This window comes from Campylobacter pinnipediorum subsp. pinnipediorum, assembly GCF_002021925.1.
GTDB lineage: Bacteria > Campylobacterota > Campylobacteria > Campylobacterales > Campylobacteraceae > Campylobacter_A > Campylobacter_A pinnipediorum.
This window is the reverse complement of record NZ_CP012546.1, coordinates 905,257-923,742: the sequence shown is the minus strand read 5'-3', so window position 1 is coordinate 923,742 and position 18,486 is coordinate 905,257. Positions and strand designations below refer to the sequence as shown.

Below are 18,486 nucleotides of genomic sequence, written 5' to 3'. Positions count from 1 at the left end.
TTTTCCTTTTTTAAATTAATTTTTTGTTGCTAAATAAAGTGGCATTACCTTATTTGCTATATTTTTCAAATCAGCTATTCTGCTAGCATTTGATGGGTGAGTGCTTAAAATTTCAGGTGTGCTTTGTTTTGAAAACTTACTCATTTTTACCCATACTCTAACAGCTTCTTGGGGATCGTATCCAGCTCGTGCCATAAGTTCTGTCCCTATATGATCAGCTTGTGTTTCGTGTGCTCTTGAAAAAGGAAGCATTATTGTATATCTTGTTGCTAATTCCATTAAATTAGTTGCTGATGAGTCAAGACCAGCAACTTTTGTGATGGCAAAAATTCCTAGATTTTTTATCTTGTCATTACTTGCTTGCTCTCTACTGTGTTCTCTTAGTGCGTGAGCTATCTCATGTCCTAAAACAGCGGCTAATTGAGCATCTGTTAGATTGAGTCTTTTTATAAGACCGCTATAAACAGCTATCTTGCCACCTGGCATACACCAAGCATTTAGTATATCTTGATCTATTACGTTAACCTGCCAATTCCAATTTAGAGCATCTTTTCTAAATGTTCCAACTTGTTTTATAAGTCTATCAGCTATAACTTTTACACGTTTTGTTAATATAATATCAGTATTTAATGAATTTTTTGTTTTTGCATCGCTTAGTGTTTGTATGTATGCTTGATTTGCACTCTGATCCATTTGTTCAGAAGATATAAGGAGTAGCTGTTTTGAGTTTTCTCCGACCAAGCCACCATTTGTTGTGCTTGTATAACAACCAACGATCATAACCCCAATAAAAATTAACGACAATAAATACTTTTTCATCATAATAAACACCTAAATAATATAAAATATAATCAAAATTATATCAAAAACTTACGTAATTATTTGTTTTAATTATATTAATTTTTTATCATTCTACTTTATCACTTAATAAAATTGCTATAAATTTTGTATTTGGATTTGAATCTAAAGCTATTTTAAGACTCATCGTAAGTGGGATTGCTAAAAACATTCCGCCGATTCCAAATAAAAATCCCCAGAACAAAAGGCTTAGTAAAACAACAAGAGTGCTTATGCCAAGCCCTTTTCCTAAAAATTTCGGTTCTATAAAATTTCCAATCGCTATATTTGTAAATAGAAACAATAAAAACACCCAAAAAGCAGTTGTTGAGTTATTTATAAGCATTGCTACTAAAATAGCTGGTAAAGCAGCTACTATAGAACCTATTGTTGGTATGAAATTTAAGATAAATGCTAAAATAGACCAAAGTGGAGCATACATTACTCCAAGCAGTTCAAGTCCTGCAAATACAACAACACCTGTTGCAAATGATGCTAGGAATTTAATCTCAAGATATCTTTTTAGGTTTGATATAAATGTATCTACTGTTGTTTGGGCTTGGATATTTTTTCTTGCAAAATATGCAACTTTTTGTTCAAATACACTCTTTTCAAAAAGCATAAAAGTAATAAGTAAAAATATAAAAAATGCCTTTGATACAATTTGAGTACTCTCTCTTAAAAATCCAGAAAATGTTGCAAATATTTTATTTGGGTCAAAATCCCCACTTAAAAAGCTTTTTATATCAAATCCATATTCATACGCAATTTTAGCCATGCTATCTGTAAATACTTTGAATTTTGTTTGCAGTTCTGTTATGTTTCCTAAAAGTCCGTTTATAGTCTTTATGACGGTATTACCCATAAAACCAAGCGATGAAAATATAAGAAAAACAACAATCAAAAATGCTAATATTTTTGGTATTTTAAGACTTTCTAGCTTATCTATGAGCGGGGATACTATGATGGCTATAAAAGCAGCTATCAAAAACGGCAGAACTATCGTGCTAGCAGCTTTTAATCCAGCCGCTACTATAACAAAACTAGCTATATAAACTACAATTAAATTATTTTTCAACTTTTACCTTTTTAAATTAATTATTACTTAGTTTTTCACAAACTTTATATTTTATAAAATCAAAATCACCACTTATTCTGTTTAAAAAAGATGAGCGATTAAAAGTCTTTTGTCTTTTTGCGAGTTGTGATGTATGAATGAAAATTAAATTTTCTAATTCTTCAATGTTAATTTCGTTTTTTAAATACAAATTGCACTCTTTAAGACCTATTGATTTTAGCGGTTTTAAATCGCTATCAAATTTATCAAATAGAAATTTCGCCTCATCTATCAGGCCATTTTCTATCATCTTTTTTGTTCTTATTTTGATTCTTTGTCTTATATCTTCTCTTTCCCAAAATATCTCAAATATATCTATATCTTTTATTATTGGTTTTGTTGTGTTTTCTTTTAACCATTTTGTTGGTATATCATTACTAAATTTATAAATTTGATACCATTTTTCAAGTCTATATGAGTCATTTTTGCTAAATTTTTGAACAAATTCATTATCTATATTTTGAGCAAGTTTATATATCTCTTCTTTTGAAATTTCAATATCACATTTTGGCACATCTGGGCTTAGGCCATCTAACATTGATTTTAGATAAAATCCACTTCCGCCAGTTATAAGTAGTGGTTTTTGTTCTTTTATGCAAAAATCCTTAGCTTTTTTGTAAATTTCAAAAAACTTTCCAGCGCTAAAATGTTCGTTTGGAAATATCTCGTTTATACCAAAATGTTTTACTAGTTCAAGCTCTTGTTTTGTCGGCTTTGCACTTGCTATATCTATGAGTTTGTAAATACAAAGTGAGTCAAGACTTAGTATAACACAATCAAATTTTGTTGCAACTTGCATAGCAAGGTCTGTCTTTCCACTAGCGGTAGTGCCTATGATACATATTTGTTTAAACATATACTTCCTTAATAAATTTTAAAAATTATAGCAATATAAATTTAAATTTAAAGCAAAAGATTGTAAAATCAAAATCATAAATTTGTATTTAAAGAGAGTTTAATGGGTAAATTTATAAAAACGTTACAAGATATAAGTGATTTGATAGTTTTTAAGCACTCAGTTTTTTCATTGCCTTTTATTTTTATATCAATGATAGTTGCTTCAAAACAGATAAATGGAACTATAAATTTTGGGTTTAAATTATTTATTTTGGGTGTTTTATGTGCTGTTAGTGCTAGAAACTTTGCAATGGCATTTAATCGCTATGCAGACAAAGATATAGACAAACAAAATCCGCGAACGGCAAATAGACCAAGTGTTGATGGCAGGATAGGTAAAAACAACCTTATGGTTTTTATAATTGCAAATGCTGTTTTGTTTATAGTGTGTGCCTATCTTATAAACGATCTTGCATTTAAATTAAGCATTCCTATTTTAACTATACTTGGTGGATATTCTTTGTTTAAAAGATTTAGCGAATTGGCACATTTGGTATTGGGTGTTAGTTTGGGACTTGCACCGATTGCTGGTGTTGTTGCTATTATGAACGAGATAACTCTTTGGAGTGTTCTTTTATGTCTTGGTGTTAGCTTTTGGGTTGCTGGATTTGATCTTTTGTATTCGCTTCAAGATATAGAGTTTGATAAGCAAAATGGACTTTTTAGCATACCGTCTATATATGGCGAAAAAGCTACTATGTTTATCTCAGCACTTTTTCACTCTATAACAATTATATTTTGGTTGCTTTTTTGTTGGAGTGCAGGGCTTGGATCTATTGCGTTTTTAGGTGTTATAGCTAGTGCATTTGTCCTTTTAAAAGAACATCAAATAGTAAGGCGTGATTTTTCAAAGATAGATAGGGCATTTTTTACTTTAAATGGTTATCTTGGGATCATGTTTTTTGTGTTTATTTTTGTGAGTTTAATATGAGTGAGATAAGGCTTATTCCTGCTGATTTAATGATAGATTTTGAGCTTGATAAATATAAAAACGAGAGATTTTTTAAGGAATTTACATCCATTACAAACAATGAAGAAGATCAGCTCGGAGCTTGGTTGAAAAGAGCAAAAGCGAGAGGTGAAACAAAAGAAAGTGATCAAGTTTTGCTTACTTTACTTGTTGAACTTCACCGTAAATTTGATGAGTTAAGTGCTAGTATAAAGCAAGAGAGTAGAGAGTTTTTAAAACTAAACGATAATGATAAAATATCTGGTATAGGCTTTGAGTATTTTTGTATAGAAAATGACAAATTTATAAAAGATGAGTTTTATTATGCAAGGATTGCAATGCCTGTTTTTCCAAAAAGAACTATAGCAATTTATTTTAAATCAATAGATGAAAAAACAGCTCATATTGTAAATATGCATTTGGATGACGAGGAGAGTTGGAATGCTTATGTAACAGCAAGAGAGCGTGTTATGATAAGACAATTAAGAGAATAAAAAAAGGGGATTTTGTGGAGTATATATTGTTTATTATTTTTGGTGTTATTTTGATAGTTATGCTAGGACTTATAATACTAAAAGATTTAGAAGCAAATAAAAAATTTGCAAGATATGAAAAAGCTTTGGAAGGTGTTATACAAGAAAATTTTAATCTAAAAAAACAAATTTCTACACTTTCTAGTGTAAAAGATGGCGAAATAGTTGATCTTGGTGCTTTGCAAAATAGCCTTGATAGCAAGATAGAACTCAGTTTAAATGATAAGATAATGCCAATTTTTAACTCATTAAAAAATATAGAAAGCACGATCGATGAGTTTCAAAATGAACAACAAAGCAGAATTTATAGCTTAGAAGAGAAAACAAGAGATTTTACTAAAATAACATCTCCTGATATACAAAGCGATGAGGATGTTATTGTTAAATTGTTTAATGAAGGTAAAAGTGTTGAAAACATCGCAAAAGATCTGAAAATAGGTGTTGGCAGGGTAGAGTTTGTTTTAAAAATGCATAGCCTTGTTTGACACCATAAACAACTACTTTATGGTAGTTGTTTATGCTCTATAATATTTTTTAATAATTCATTTGTTTTTGTTTGTATCTCTTTTAAGAAATTTTCATTTGTCGCTTCAAATCTAGTTACGATTATAGGTGTTGTATTAGAAGCTCTTACTAATGCCCATCCATCTTTAAATTTTATTCTTATTCCGTCTATTTCTATTATGCTCTCTATTTTTGGTAGATTTGTTTGATTGCTTTTTATACTATCTTTAAAACTTTCAACTATCTTAAATTTACTCTCTTCATCTACCTTTATTTTAAGTTCATCGGTGCTAAAAAGAGTAGGGAGTTTGTTTAGTTCTTTGTCTAAATCAAACCCCTTTTGTAAAAGCTCTATAACTCTCATCATAGCATACAACGCATCATCAAATCCAAAATATCTCTCTTTGAAAAATATATGTCCACTAACTTCAGCTGCAAGGTCTATATTTAGCTCTTTCATCATTTTTTTGATATTGCTATGACCTGTTTTTCCCATAAATACCTCGCCTATTTTTGAGATCTCATCATACATACTTTGAGAGCATTTTACCTCTCCTAAGACTCTTGGATTTTTCATATTTAATGTATAAAGATAGGCTAACTCATCACCTTTGATATTGTGCTTATCTGTTATAACAGCTATTCTATCGCCATCTCCATCAAATGCAAATCCAAGATTGTATTGTTTGTTTTCTATCATGCTTAAAAGTTCTTTTATATTTTCTTTTTCACTTGGGTCTGGGTGGTGATTTGGAAAATTTCCATCTGGATTTGGATATAAAATTTTTGCATTTAAATTTAGTGCTTTTAGTATAGGTTCTAGTGTAACACCAATAGCTCCGTTTCCGCAATCTGCTAAAAATGCAAGATTAAAATCTTTTAAGTGAGAAAACTCTTTTATAAAAAAATCTATATAGTGTGTTAAGATATCAAATTTTTTAGAGTTAAAATTATCTTCTATAATCTCTTTATTTTCGATTATTTCTAAGACATCTTGCTTTAAAATTTGCAAATCTTTTCCAAAATAACTATCTTTTTTTATTGTTATTTTAAAACCATTGTAATCTTTTGGATTATGAGAGCCTGTTATCATTATGTTCGCATCAAAAAAATCAGCATAAACACTAAAATACCCAACCGGAGTAGGGGCTAATCCTATATCAAAAACTTCAATTCCACCAGCCTTATTTATACCGCTTAATAAAAACTTAAATAAATTATCAGCACTAAGTCTAGCATCATATCCTATACTAAGGTTTTTTACACCTAATTTTTTCATTTTTATACCAAGCGCATAGCCTATAGCCTTTACACTTGTTTCGTTTAAATCTTTTTCGTAAATGCCTCTTATGTCATATTCTCTAAAAATATTTTCTAAATTCATAAAAATCCTATTTAAAATTATTTCGGATGCAATATTACTATAATGTGTTTAAAATTAGAATTAATATTTAAAAAGCAAAGTTGTGTAAATTGTGTGAGTGTATAAAATTAATAAACCAAGACAAGCAAAGCTTATCTTGGTTTTAAAGAGTGTTTTTTTGGTTTTGATGTTTTAATTACATCATTCCGCCCATGCCACCCATTCCGCCCATATCAGGCATTGCTGGCATTGGTTTGTCTTCTTTGATTTCGCTTATTGTTGCTTCTGTTGTAAGAAGTAAGCTAGCTACTGAAACTGCATTTTGAAGAGCAACTCTCTCAACCTTAACAGGGTCTATAATACCAGCTTCAAACATATCAACATATTCACCAGTTACAGCATTAAATCCGTAATTGTCTTTTTGGCTAGTCTCTACACCATTTACAACAACACCAGCATCAAAACCAGCATTTTCTGCTATTTGTTTAAGTGGTGCACGAAGAGCTCTTCTTACTATTTCAGCACCTATTGCTTCATCACCGCTAAGGTCTAGTTTTACCTTCTTAGATGCAAGTATTAAAGCTGAACCACCACCTACTACTATACCTTCTTCTACAGCTGCACGAGTAGCACTTAAAGCATCATCTACACGGTCTTTTTTCTCTTTCATTTCTGTTTCAGTTGCTGCACCAACTTTAATAACAGCAACACCACCGCTTAGTTTTGCTAAACGTTCTTGTAATTTTTCTTTATCATAATCACTTGTAGTTTCTGCTATTTGAGCTTTGATTTGGTTGATACGAGCATCTATATTTGCTTTGTCTCCATCACCATTTACGATAGTTGTGTTGTCTTTATCTATGATAACACTAGAAGCTTGACCAAGATCGTTTAATGTAGCACTTTCTAATGTTCTACCAAGTTCTTCGCTAACAACTTCACCACCTGTAAGTATAGCTATATCTTCAAGCATAGCCTTTCTTCTATCTCCAAAACCAGGAGCTTTAACAGCTGATATATTTAAAACACCACGAAGTTTATTTACAACTAAAGTTGCTAGTGCTTCACCTTCTATATCTTCAGCTATTATTAAAAGTGGCTTACCTGTTTTTTGAATTTGTTCAAGTATTGGTAATAAGTCTTTTAAATTTGTTATTTTTTTATCAAAAAGTAAGATATAAGGACTGCTTAATTCAACTTGCATTTTTTCTGTGTTATTTATAAAATAAGGGCTTAAATAACCACGGTCAAATTGCATACCTTCAACTACATTTAGTTCATCTTGGATTGATTTTGCTTCTTCAACTGTTATAACACCATCTTTTCCAACTTTTTCCATAGCATCAGCTATAAGTTTTCCTATGCTTTCATCTGAATTTGCAGAAATAGTTGCTATTTGAGCTATCTCTTTGCTTCCGGTTACTGTTTTTGATATTTTTTTAAGCTCTTCGACCAAAGCCGCTACTTCTTTATCCATACCACGTTTTACTTCGATTGGATTTGCTCCAGCTGTAACGTTTCTTAAACCTTCTTTGAAAATAGCATGTGCTAAAACAGTCGCAGTTGTAGTTCCATCTCCAGCTTGGTCATTTGTCTTACTAGCTACTTCACGAACTAGATTAGCACCCATGTTTTCAATGCTATCTTTTAATTCAACTTCTTTTGCAACACTAACGCCATCTTTTGTTATTGTTGGTGCACCAAAACTTTTTTGTATCAAAACATTTCTTCCTCTTGGTCCCATTGTAACTTTTACAGCGTCATTTAATTTTTTAACACCTTCGTAAAGTCTGTTTCTTGCATCATCTGAGTAAAAAATTTCTTTTGCCATTTTATTTTCCTTTATTATTTAATTATTCCTAAAACATCATCAAGGTTTAATACTAAATATGTTTTACCGTCAAGAGTTATTTCAGTACCACTATATTTAGCAAATACGATATTATCCTCAACCTTTATATTTTCAATTTCATTACCTATTGCCAAAACTTTTCCATTTAAAGGTTTTTCTTTTGCATTATCAGGTATAATAATACCAGAAGCTGTGGTTTTTGTTTCTTCCACACGCTCAACTAGAACGCGTTTTCCTAATGGTTGAAAATTCATAATTCATCCTTTTTGGTTTATTTTTTAATTTTTAGCACTCTTTATTTTTGAGTGATGAAATATTATCATTTTTTTTCGTTAAAGTCAATATTTAACGATAATTTATTAAATATATTTAGTCTACTAGACTAAACTTTAATGATGTTAATACATTAAATGAAAGGAGTAAAATGAAAATTTTAGCTTATGTTGTAGGAGTATTACTTCTGCTATTTTTAGGTGTTTATACTATAGCTTTTACTGGGTTTGGTAACGGAATAGTTTCTAATTATCTTGAAAAAGTTATAAAAGAAAAAAGTGGTTTTGAGGTTAAATTTGCTAAATTTAGTCTTGATATGAGTAGCTTGGATATTAAAGCTAATGTAAATGATGAGATTAATTTTAATGCTCACGGTAGTTTATCTATATTTTCTCAAAAATTTGATATAGACTATGCTATTTTAGCGAGTAATTTAAAAAGTGCGAATATAAATTTACAAAAGCCGATATCATTAAAAGGAAAAGCCAAAGGTGCTGTTAAGGACTTTGATGTAAATGGTGCTGGTGATTTGCTTGGTTCAAATTTAAGTTTTTTAACAAATATAAAGGATCTTAAACCTTTTACTGCAAAAGTAGATGCTAGAAAACTTAATATAGCTGAGGCTTTGGTGCTAGCAAAGCAGCCAGAATATGCAAAAGGATATGTTGATTTAATAGCTGATATTAAAGATGAAAATGGAAATAGAGATGGTGATGCCAAGATAGAAATTTATGATGGTATTGTAAACAATGGCACCGTTTTAAAAGATTTTAACATCACATTGCCTAAGAATTTTTATTTCAAAGGTGCTTTTAATGCTGAGATTAAAAATGATGATGTAAATCTTAAAAGTATATTTATAACCCCTGTTGCGACAGCTGATACCAAAAATACACATTATAATTTGAAAAATCTAAAATTAAGTAGCGATTTTGGTTTTAACGTAGATGATCTTGCTAACCTTGAGCCTATAATAAAGCAAAAATTAAATGGTAGCTTAAGTGCTGATGGTAATTTGATTTTAGACAATGATAAGCTAGAAACACTAAATACAAAGATAAATGGCTTTGGTGGAAATATCATAGCAAATTTAAAAGATAATAAAGTAAAAGCTACAATAAATCAAATAAAACTTAATGAGCTATTAAAACTTGCTTCACAGCCAGCTTTTGCTAGTGCTACTATAAATGGAAATGCGGTTATAAATAATATAAATGATGTAAAGAATATAAGCGGTAATTTAGGGTTAAATACAAAAGATGGAAAATTACATCCTGTTGAGTTAAAACAAATGAGTGGTTTTGATATCAAAAATGGTGTTGATTTCAGCCTTGAATCAAAAGCTGATATAAAAGATTCTATTGTAAATTTTGATACAAACTTATTTAGCGACCTTTTAAGTTTAAAAAATGTAAAAGGTGTTTTTGCAATAGATAAAGGCAATATGGATAGTATTTTTAATCTTGAAGTCTCTGATTTGGCTAAATTTGAAAAGATAGTTGGTGTCAACCTTAGCGGTAATGTAAATCTTAACGGAAATATAAAATTAAAAAATATGGCTTTAAGTGAGCTTAATGTAAATGGAAAAGCTATCGGCGGAGATATCAATGCTGGACTTAAAGATGGCAAGGTTGATGCTAAACTTACAAAACTTGCTCTTAGGGATTTATTTTCATTTGCTGGCATGAAGCCTTTAGCTGATGCGACATTAAATTTAGAAGCAAAACTTGATTCTATAGATGTTAAAAATTTAAATGGTAGTGTTATCTTTACGGCTGAAAATGGTAGCTTTATGCAAAAAAATATGAGTGAGTTTTTAGAGAAAAAATTCCCAGCAAATGCCAAATTTAGTGCAAAAGCAAATGTAGATATATCAAAAAGTATAGCTAAATTTAATGCAAATGTACTTAGTGATTTTGTAAATGCAAAAGAGATAAATGGAAATTTTGATATAAATAATAATACATTGGATTCAAACTTAAAAATCAATATAGCTGATTTAAGAAATCTTAAATTTTTAACAGAAAAAGAGCTATTTGGTGCTGTTGATGTTTTAGTTAATGCTAAAATGAAAAACAATCAGATGGATATAACAGCAACATCTGATATATTTGATGGAAAATTAGATGCTAAGTTTAAAGATAATTTGTTAAATGCTACTTTAAATAAGTTTGCATTTAAAGGTCTTACTGATATGCTTGGCATGGATAATTTTTATAATGGAGTAGGTGACGCTAAGTTTGATTATAATGTTTTATCTCAAAAAGGTAATTTCAACCTAAATATAAATGAGGGTAGGTTGGTAGCCAATAACTTTACAAATACCTTAAAGACATTTACAGCTAGAGATATAACAACAGAAGTTTATAAAGACGGATATGTAAAAGGCACTATAAACAAAGGCTTGGTAAATTTTGATATGGATTTAGAAGCTCAAAGAAGCAGTATAAAATCAAAAGATGCTAAGCTAAACACATTGACAGATGCTATAGATATACCTGTTGAGTTTAGATATGAAAAAACAGATGCCAAAATAGACATTAAAGGCACTAGCAAACAGCCTAAATACTCAATTAGCTCTGATTATCTAAAAGAAAAAGCCTTAAAAGGTCTTGATAAACTAATTGATAAAAACCTAGGTAATGATGGTAAAGATGGTGGAACAAAGGATGTTGTAAAAGGTCTTCTTAAAGGACTATTTTAATTAAAATAATAAGATGAGATTTTTCTCATCTTATTTTATTTATCTGCTTCATTGATTAGTTTTTTAGCGTATAACTCTCTTAATTTTTTAGAATATTCTCCTATTTTTGAATTGTTTATCTCTATGTTATCAACTTTTATGGCTGGAAGTAGTATTAATGTAGCAGCGGATATAAAAACTTCATCGGCTTCATATACTTCATCAAGTGTAAAATTTCTAAGCTCTATCTTAAGTCCAATTTTTTTAGCAAGCTCAAGCAAAACTTTTCTTCTTATGCCCGGAAGTATTGCATTTGATAAGGCTTTTGTTATTAATTTGTCGTTTTTGATTATAAATACGCTTGAACTACAACCCTCACTAACAAACCCGTTTTCTACCATTATGCCTTCAAATGCTCCATTTTGAACGGCTCTATTTTTTGCATAGCATTGTGCAAGTAATGAGATAGACTTTATATCTCTTCTTTTCCATCTTATATCATCAACACTCGCAAGCGTTATACCTGTTTTTGCATATTCATGATTTATTATATTAGTTTTATAACAAAATACAAATACAGTTGGTTGTAAATCTTTGATAAACTCAAAACTTCTAGGAGCTACGCCCCTTGTTATTTGCATATAAATACCGCCTTCATTAAGGCTGTTTTTTTCTATTATATTTGTTAATATTTCTTCAAATTCTTCTTTTGTGTATGGTAATTTTATATTTATCTCTCCAAGACTTTTATTAAATCTTTCCCAAAAATCATCTTTGTCAACTAGGTGAAAATTTATTACCGGCACAACTTCATATATTCCATCTCCAAATATAAAACCCCTATCAAAAACACTAACTTTTGCTTCATCTGAGTTTTTATATTCACCATTTATAAATACTATTTTTTCTGGTAAGTTACCCATTGTTAATTCCTTTTTTTAGTAATTTTATCAAATTTTTTGATATAATCTCAAAAAATAAATAAAAAAAGTAAGTTGATAAAAATGAAACAAAATTTAAAAGAAAAGATATTAGACAAAATTTTTATAGTCTCAAAAAAACCTATTTTGCTTCGCGATTTACTTGAAGCAAATAGCCTTTATAAAGATAATATGCTGATAGATGATTCTAGACTAAATTTTAGATTTAATCACTTAAAAACATATCAAGTTTATGGGATTTTATGTGCTGTTATTTTTCTTCCTATATTGCTCGTGACACATCATTCTTTAGCTAAGCTTGATTCTCACATCTCTATAATAGGAACAGCTATTGTTACAGCTATAATATTTATAGGGTTTGATGTGTTTAAAATTTGGGCTAGGAAAGAGATAAATATAGAGCTTATAAAAAAGGCTTGGAATGTTCATTTTCCATATTTTTCTTATGAAAAATACTCAGACAAAGTAGATTTTATTTATCAAGAAGCTATAAAAAATGATATTTCAAAAAAAGAGCTTGAACAATATATTTTAGAAAGACTGATTACCACTGAAAAATAAAAAAAGCTAATAGCAAATTTCAAGGCTATTAGCTACTACTTTATAAAATTTCCCTTTGTCCTTTAGAATTTACTCCGCTTAAAATACCCATTTTTTCCATTTGTTCTATTATATTTGCTGATCTATTATATCCAACACCAAGTCTTCTTTGAAGGTAACTTATAGATGTTTTTTGTTCTGTTAAAATTATCTCTTTTGCTGATTCAAAAAGTGGATCAAGTTCGCCTGCTATAACACCATCATTAGCTTGATTATCACTAGAACTAGAACCACTTTCTTGTAAAAATCTTTCATCGTACATAACACTTTGTTGAGATTTTAAAAACTCTACAATAGTTTCTATCTCTTTTTCGCTTGTAAAAGGTGCATGAAGACGAATGATACCAGGACTTCCAGGAGGAGTAAATAGCATATCCCCACGCCCAAGCAAGCTTTCTGCTCCCATTTGATCAATAATAACTTTACTATCTATTTTTTGACCAACTCTATAGCTTATACGACTTGGTAAGTTTGCCTTTATAAGACCTGTTACAACATCAACACTAGGTCTTTGTGTTGCCACTATAAGGTGTATGCCACTAGCTCTCGCCATCTGAGCCAAACGACCTATATAAAGCTCTACATCTTTACCGCTTGTCATCATCAAGTCCGCCAATTCATCTATAATAACAACGATATATGGAAATTGCTCTCCGCCTTCTTTTTTCATCTTTTCGTTATAGCTTTCAATATTTTTGGTGCGTGTATGGCTCATTACTGTATATCTTCTTTCCATTTCTGCGACCATATTTGAAAGTGCTGTTATAGCCTGTTTTGCTTGTGTTATAACAGGTGTTAATAAATGTGGAATATCATTATATATACTAAACTCAAGCATTTTTGGATCTATCATCATAAGTCTTAATGTTTGTGGACTATTTCTGTAAAGTAGACTTAAAAGCATAGCATTTATACCAACACTTTTTCCGCTTCCTGTGGTTCCTGCTATAAGTAGATGAGGAAGTTTTTTAAGGTCTGTTATAAAAGGAGCACCTACTATATCTTTTCCTAAAGCCATAGTTAAAGGTGAGCTTGCATTTTTGTAAATTTCGCTATCTAAAATCTCTTTTAGATATATTGTTTCTGTATTTTTATTCGGAACTTCTATACCAACTACATCTTTTCCTGGCACAGGTGCTTGTATCCTGATAGTTTGAGCTTTTAAGGCCATGGCTAAATCATCTTGCAGTGTTAAAATTTTACTTACTTTGATATGAGGAGCTGGCTTAAACTCAAATGTGGTTACTATAGGTCCTGTATAAGTTCTAACGACATCTCCGTCTATCTTAAACTTATGAAGTTTATCTAATAAATCAGAAATTTTTTGATCTATTTCAGCTTCGTTTACACCACTTGATCTTTTTGGTGGATCAGCTAGAAATTTCAAAGACGGTAATGTAAAATCTTTTGGCTTTTCTATCTTTCCTTTTTCAAGTTCATCTAGTAATTTTTTATTTTCAACAACTTCGTTAAGTATCTCAACTTTTGAGTTTTTTGTATCTTGTTTTTGAGTTTTTTGTATCTCTTTTTCTGTCTTTTCTTGATTTGTATTTGTTTTGTCTTCTTGTATTTCTTCTTCTACTATATTTTCTGTTTCAACTATATCATCATCTTGTATTATTTGAGTATCTATAATATCATCTTTTGTTTTTGATTTAGGCTTATTATTTTCTTTGTATTCTATCTCTTTGTGATATTTTTGATTTTTAAATACATTTTTTGTAGGATCTATAAAAGATTTTTTAATAAGGACTATTATATTATCTCTAAAAATAAGAGCCAAAGACATTATAAATATACCAATGGTAATTATAAAAGAGCCTATTTTTCCTATAAAGCTTCTTAGTGTGTCGTTTATAGCACTTCCAATAAGACCTGAGTTTGTGCCGTTAAATCCCATAGCTTGAAACATTAATATAGCAAAAAAGAATAATATTAATCCAAAAGTAAATTCCAAAAACTCGATGTCTATTTTTTTGATTTTATAAAATTTAAAACTAACTATACAAATTAATATAAATGGATAAATGTAAGATACTAAACCAAAAAGCTTTAAGTTCCATTTTCCTAAATTTTTACCAACTATACCCACAAAATCAGCTGTTGGAAAAAACGTGGAAAGACCAAAATAAACTAAAAAACATATAGATAAAATAAAAAATCCTTGACGTAAAATAATATATCCTTTTTTTGAATTTATACTTTATATTATATCACGCAAGGAATAAAAAAATTATAATACAAATAATAATTATAAATAAAAAATATAATTAGAATTTATATCTTAAGCCAGCACCTCCGATATAATTTTTTAAATTTTTATTAATTTTTGTTCCAAAATTAATATTTAATGAAAATGATTCATTAAGGTCTATATCCGCTCCACTTAATAGCTCAAAATTAACTCTTTTTTTTGCATCAGATTTTATTAAAATATTATCATTTATACCTGCATAGTTTAATTTTATATCTTTAAATTTATTGTAAATTTCTTTTGAAATACTAGGTTTTAAATATAAAAATCCTCTGCTGTTGTAATATCTAATTTCTGTTCCTAATTTTGCTCTGAGCGTAGAATATGTTTGTGATCCATATTTAAATGCTAATAAACCATTTTCAACAAAAGCTTTATTTTGAGTATTGATATAAGAAAATCCCAAAAATGGTTTAATATATAAACTATCATATGCTTTTAAAGCATAACCATAGTCAATGTTTGCGTTTATAGAGCTTGAATCAAAATTTCCATTTTTGTTCACATTCGCTCCATTGAAATTTAGCATTGTTGACAATTCATTTTTGGATTTTGTTAATGACATATCTAAATTTAGTTCATTCTGGCTATTTGTATAGTTAAGATATGTTCCAAAACTATAGTTTTTAGAATTAAAATATGTTTCTTTTGTATTAAAATTTGCTCTTGTATAAGATGTATAAAATCCATATATAAAATCATCTATTTTTGTATCAATTCCAAGTGTAATGATATTTTGTTTTTGATAGCTGTCTGAAAAATTAGAATATGATTTTATAGCATTTGCCCATAAGTTAGATGTTTTTTCTTGATAATCTTTAATTAAATTCGCTGTTGTATTATCTGCATAGTAATTGCCTTCAATGCTTTTTATTGCCCTTGCTAATTTTAAATCATCATCGTTTAGATATGACAACAAAACTACACGGTTTTGTGTAAGTAATGAATTTGAAAAAGAAATATTTTCATTGAAATTTATTTGTTTAGATATTGTATTTGCTATATCTTCTGTAGATTTTTTTATATTATTAACTACTTCTTGTCTTTCTTTGCTGTCTAATTTAAAAACATCAACAATCTTACTATCCTTATTCGGTGTTTTTGCTAATCCGGATAGATATTTGTCTGTACTTATACTATCTTGTTTGATTTGTATATCATTTAATGTGTTTTCTAGTGATTTTACTCCATCATTGCCTTTGTCATCTTTTTCTGTTAAAGCTGAGGCTGTGTTTGATTGCTCTAGAAAAGTTTCTAAATTTTTGAAAATTTCTAATTGCTCTTTGTTAGCATTAGCTTTTGCGCTTTCTATTTTTTCTTTTATATCTTCTGCTATTTCTTTTCTATTTTTTATTTTTTTATTTAGTACTTCTTTTTGTTCTTTTGCTTTTTGGTTTGCTTCGTTTGCAGTAGTTATTTTGTTTCTTAAATTAGTTTTATTTTCTTCAGTAATTTTACTATCTGCTTTTAAAACCTCATTTGTGTACGAGGTAGCAATTTCTGCAAACTGAACTGTAAAGTTTGCGAATTCAACAATATCACTAGGATCTGTTGCTTCAAATGTTGCTGTAGCGGCTTTATTTGCTGTAATTGCATTTTGTATAGCATTTTTATAAGAAAGTAATTGTGGATTTGCATTACTTTTTTGTAAAGCTTCTATTGTGTTTTTGGCACTAGTTGAAGCCTCGAACACCAAAGTTAAAGCCTTTTTTACTTCGTCTCGCTCATCTTTTACCTTTTGTTTTAAAATAAGGGTAGAGTCTAAAATATCATTTATACCTCCCCCTGTATTAGCATACAAATTAGCAGCTAGAACACAGCTTATCGTTAAAGTTAATAATTTGGTTTTCATGTTTCCCCTTTACATGTAAAATTATAGTTTTTGTTGTAATTTTTATACTATTATACTTAATTTTAACAATAAAATAAAAAATATTATCGAAAAACTTTTAAAATAAAACATATAAAGATATAATAATGCAAATTTTTTAAAGGGTTATAATGAGAGAGTTAAATGGTTCTCAAATGATAAGCGAAGCTTTAAAAGCTGAAGGTGTTGAGATTGTTTTTGGTTATCCTGGTGGTGCAGCATTAAATATATATGATGAAACTTATAAGCAGAAATATTTTAAGCATATTTTGACTCGCCACGAACAAGCCGCAGTTCATGCAGCAGATGGATATGCTAGAGCATCCGGTAAAGTTGGTGTCGCTTTTGTTACAAGTGGACCTGGTTTTACAAACGCCATAACAGGACTTGCTACAGCATATTCTGACAGTATTCCACTAGTGCTTATTAGCGGTCAAGTTGCAACCTCTCTCATTGGAACTGATGCATTTCAAGAAATAGATGCTGTTGGAATTTCTCGCCCCTGTGTTAAGCATAATTATTTAGTTAAAGACATAAGTGAACTTCCTAGGATACTAAAAGAGGCATTTTATATAGCAAAAACAGGTAGAAAAGGACCTGTGCATATAGATATACCAAAGGATGTAACCGCAGCCATTGGAAAATTTGAATATCTAAAAGAGATAAATATGCCAACCTATAAACCTGTTTACAAAGGAGATCCAAAACAGATAAAAAAAGCGATTGAAGTTATACAAAGCTCACATAAACCTTTGATTTATATAGGCGGTGGTGCGATTAGCTCAGAAGCTAGTAAAGCTATAAGAAAATTTTCTATAAAGACAGGAATTCCTGCTGTTCAAACCCTTATGGCACTTGGGACTTTAGATGCAAGTGATGAGTTAAATTTAGGAATGCCTGGTATGCACGGAAGCTACGCTTCAAATATGGCACTTAGTGAAAGTGATTTAATTATTGCTTTTGGTGCTAGATTTGATGATAGGGTTACTGGAAAGCTTGATGAGTTTGGAAAGAATGCGAAAATTATCCATGTTGATATAGTTCCTAGCTCTATCTCAAAGATAGTAAATGCTGATTTTCCAATTGTCGGCGATCTTAAAAACGTTGTAGAAGAGTTGCTTAACAAAATCAACATACCAAACGATCAATTTAAGTCTTGGCATGAGATTTTAACTAGATATAAAACTTTACAACCTTTAAAATTCACAGATAGTGATGAAGTTTTAAAGCCTCAATGGGTTATACAAAAAACGGCACAAATTGCTTCAAATGCTGTTATTACAACAGATGTTGGACAACATCAAATGTGGGTCGCTCAATTTTTCCCTTTTAGATACCCAAGACAATTTATAACCAGTGGAGGGCAGGGAACTATGGGATTTGGTCTTCCATCGGCTTTAGGTGCAAAATGTGCAGTTAATGACAAAGCTCCGGTTATAAACTTTACAGGCGATGGCTCTATTTTGATGAATATACAAGAGATTATGACATCAGTTGCGGAAAACAAGCCAGTTGTAAATATTATACTAAACAATAACTTTTTAGGAATGGTAAGACAATGGCAAAGCTTTTTTTACGGAGAAAGATATTCAAACACAGATTTGAGTATACAGCCTGATTTTGTAAAACTATCTGAGAGTTTTGGCGGTATAGGTTTTAGAGTAACAAACAAGAAAGAATTTGAAAAAGCATTAAAAGAGTCTTTAAATAGTGATAAAATATCTTTTATAGATGTAGCAATAGATCGTTTTGAGAATGTTTTACCTATGGTTCCAGCAGGTGCCGCGATCTATAATATGATACTTGAATAAGG

At 29.8% G+C, this 18,486-nt stretch carries 15 protein-coding genes; 6 read left to right on the top strand and 9 right to left on the bottom strand.

Going from position 1 to position 18,486, the window contains the following annotated elements:
- Window positions 1-15: 15 nt before the first annotated feature.
- From CPIN17260_RS04680 to miaA, 3 genes are all read right to left on the bottom strand, one after another.
- Window positions 16-819 (bottom strand): M48 family metallopeptidase, encoded by an 804-nt coding sequence (locus tag CPIN17260_RS04680; protein ID WP_078440938.1) that lies wholly within the window; start codon window positions 817-819, stop codon window positions 16-18.
- 88 nt (window positions 820-907) lie between these two features.
- On the bottom strand, window positions 908-1,915 hold the full coding sequence (locus CPIN17260_RS04675) for an AI-2E family transporter (RefSeq protein ID WP_078440639.1): 1,008 nt from the start codon (window positions 1,913-1,915) through the stop codon (window positions 908-910).
- A gap of 16 nt (window positions 1,916-1,931) precedes the next feature.
- Window positions 1,932-2,810, bottom strand: a complete 879-nt coding sequence (miaA, locus tag CPIN17260_RS04670) for a tRNA (adenosine(37)-N6)-dimethylallyltransferase MiaA (protein ID WP_078440638.1) — start codon at window positions 2,808-2,810, stop codon at window positions 1,932-1,934.
- 102 nt (window positions 2,811-2,912) lie between these two features.
- Between miaA and mqnP the strand changes: the two genes are divergently transcribed.
- From mqnP to CPIN17260_RS04655, 3 genes are read left to right on the top strand one after another with little or no spacing between them, the layout of a single operon-like run.
- On the top strand, window positions 2,913-3,782 hold the full coding sequence (mqnP, locus tag CPIN17260_RS04665; RefSeq protein WP_078440637.1) for a menaquinone biosynthesis prenyltransferase MqnP: 870 nt from the start codon (window positions 2,913-2,915) through the stop codon (window positions 3,780-3,782).
- Window positions 3,779-4,294, top strand: a complete 516-nt coding sequence (locus CPIN17260_RS04660) for a hypothetical protein (protein ID WP_069636712.1) — start codon at window positions 3,779-3,781, stop codon at window positions 4,292-4,294. The genes mqnP and CPIN17260_RS04660 overlap by 4 nt, the downstream gene beginning before the upstream one ends.
- A gap of 14 nt (window positions 4,295-4,308) precedes the next feature.
- A complete protein-coding gene (locus CPIN17260_RS04655) occupies window positions 4,309-4,818 on the top strand; it encodes a DUF6115 domain-containing protein (RefSeq protein WP_069632068.1) in 510 nt (169 codons plus the stop codon).
- Between the two features lie 17 nt (window positions 4,819-4,835).
- Here the strand turns inward: CPIN17260_RS04655 and CPIN17260_RS04650 are convergent, their stop codons facing one another.
- From CPIN17260_RS04650 to groES, 3 genes are all read right to left on the bottom strand, one after another.
- On the bottom strand, window positions 4,836-6,221 hold the full coding sequence (locus CPIN17260_RS04650; RefSeq protein WP_078440636.1) for a phosphomannomutase/phosphoglucomutase: 1,386 nt from the start codon (window positions 6,219-6,221) through the stop codon (window positions 4,836-4,838).
- A gap of 175 nt (window positions 6,222-6,396) precedes the next feature.
- Entirely contained in the window at window positions 6,397-8,031 is a 1,635-nt protein-coding gene (gene groL, locus CPIN17260_RS04645) for a chaperonin GroEL (protein ID WP_069632070.1), read from the bottom strand.
- 14 nt (window positions 8,032-8,045) lie between these two features.
- Window positions 8,046-8,306 carry a co-chaperone GroES gene (groES, locus tag CPIN17260_RS04640; protein ID WP_069632071.1) on the bottom strand — a complete coding sequence of 87 codons (261 nt, stop codon included), beginning with the start codon at window positions 8,304-8,306 and terminating at the stop codon, window positions 8,046-8,048.
- Between the two features lie 170 nt (window positions 8,307-8,476).
- Here groES and CPIN17260_RS04635 point away from each other — a divergent pair, with 170 nt between their 5' ends.
- Window positions 8,477-11,029, top strand: coding sequence for a hypothetical protein (locus CPIN17260_RS04635; protein WP_078440635.1), 2,553 nt, complete (start codon window positions 8,477-8,479; stop codon window positions 11,027-11,029).
- A 35-nt stretch (window positions 11,030-11,064) separates the two neighbouring features.
- Here CPIN17260_RS04635 and CPIN17260_RS04630 read toward each other — a convergent pair whose 3' ends face one another.
- Window positions 11,065-11,931: a D-amino-acid transaminase gene (locus CPIN17260_RS04630; RefSeq protein WP_069636715.1), complete on the bottom strand. Its 867-nt coding sequence runs from the start codon at window positions 11,929-11,931 to the stop codon at window positions 11,065-11,067.
- An 81-nt stretch (window positions 11,932-12,012) separates the two neighbouring features.
- Between CPIN17260_RS04630 and CPIN17260_RS04625 the strand changes: the two genes are divergently transcribed.
- The gene (locus CPIN17260_RS04625; protein WP_078415493.1) at window positions 12,013-12,510 is read left to right on the top strand and encodes a hypothetical protein; all 498 of its coding nucleotides are present in this window, start codon (window positions 12,013-12,015) and stop codon (window positions 12,508-12,510) included.
- Between the two features lie 40 nt (window positions 12,511-12,550).
- Here CPIN17260_RS04625 and CPIN17260_RS04620 read toward each other — a convergent pair whose 3' ends face one another.
- Window positions 12,551-14,695 carry an FtsK/SpoIIIE family DNA translocase gene (locus CPIN17260_RS04620; RefSeq protein WP_099046654.1) on the bottom strand — a complete coding sequence of 715 codons (2,145 nt, stop codon included), beginning with the start codon at window positions 14,693-14,695 and terminating at the stop codon, window positions 12,551-12,553.
- Between the two features lie 124 nt (window positions 14,696-14,819).
- On the bottom strand, window positions 14,820-16,655 hold the full coding sequence (locus tag CPIN17260_RS04615; RefSeq protein WP_078440633.1) for an autotransporter outer membrane beta-barrel domain-containing protein: 1,836 nt from the start codon (window positions 16,653-16,655) through the stop codon (window positions 14,820-14,822).
- Between the two features lie 149 nt (window positions 16,656-16,804).
- On the opposite strand from CPIN17260_RS04615, the gene CPIN17260_RS04610 reads away from it, so the two are divergent.
- On the top strand, window positions 16,805-18,484 hold the full coding sequence (locus CPIN17260_RS04610; protein ID WP_078440632.1) for an acetolactate synthase large subunit: 1,680 nt from the start codon (window positions 16,805-16,807) through the stop codon (window positions 18,482-18,484).
- The last annotated feature ends 2 nt before the right edge of the window (window positions 18,485-18,486 follow it).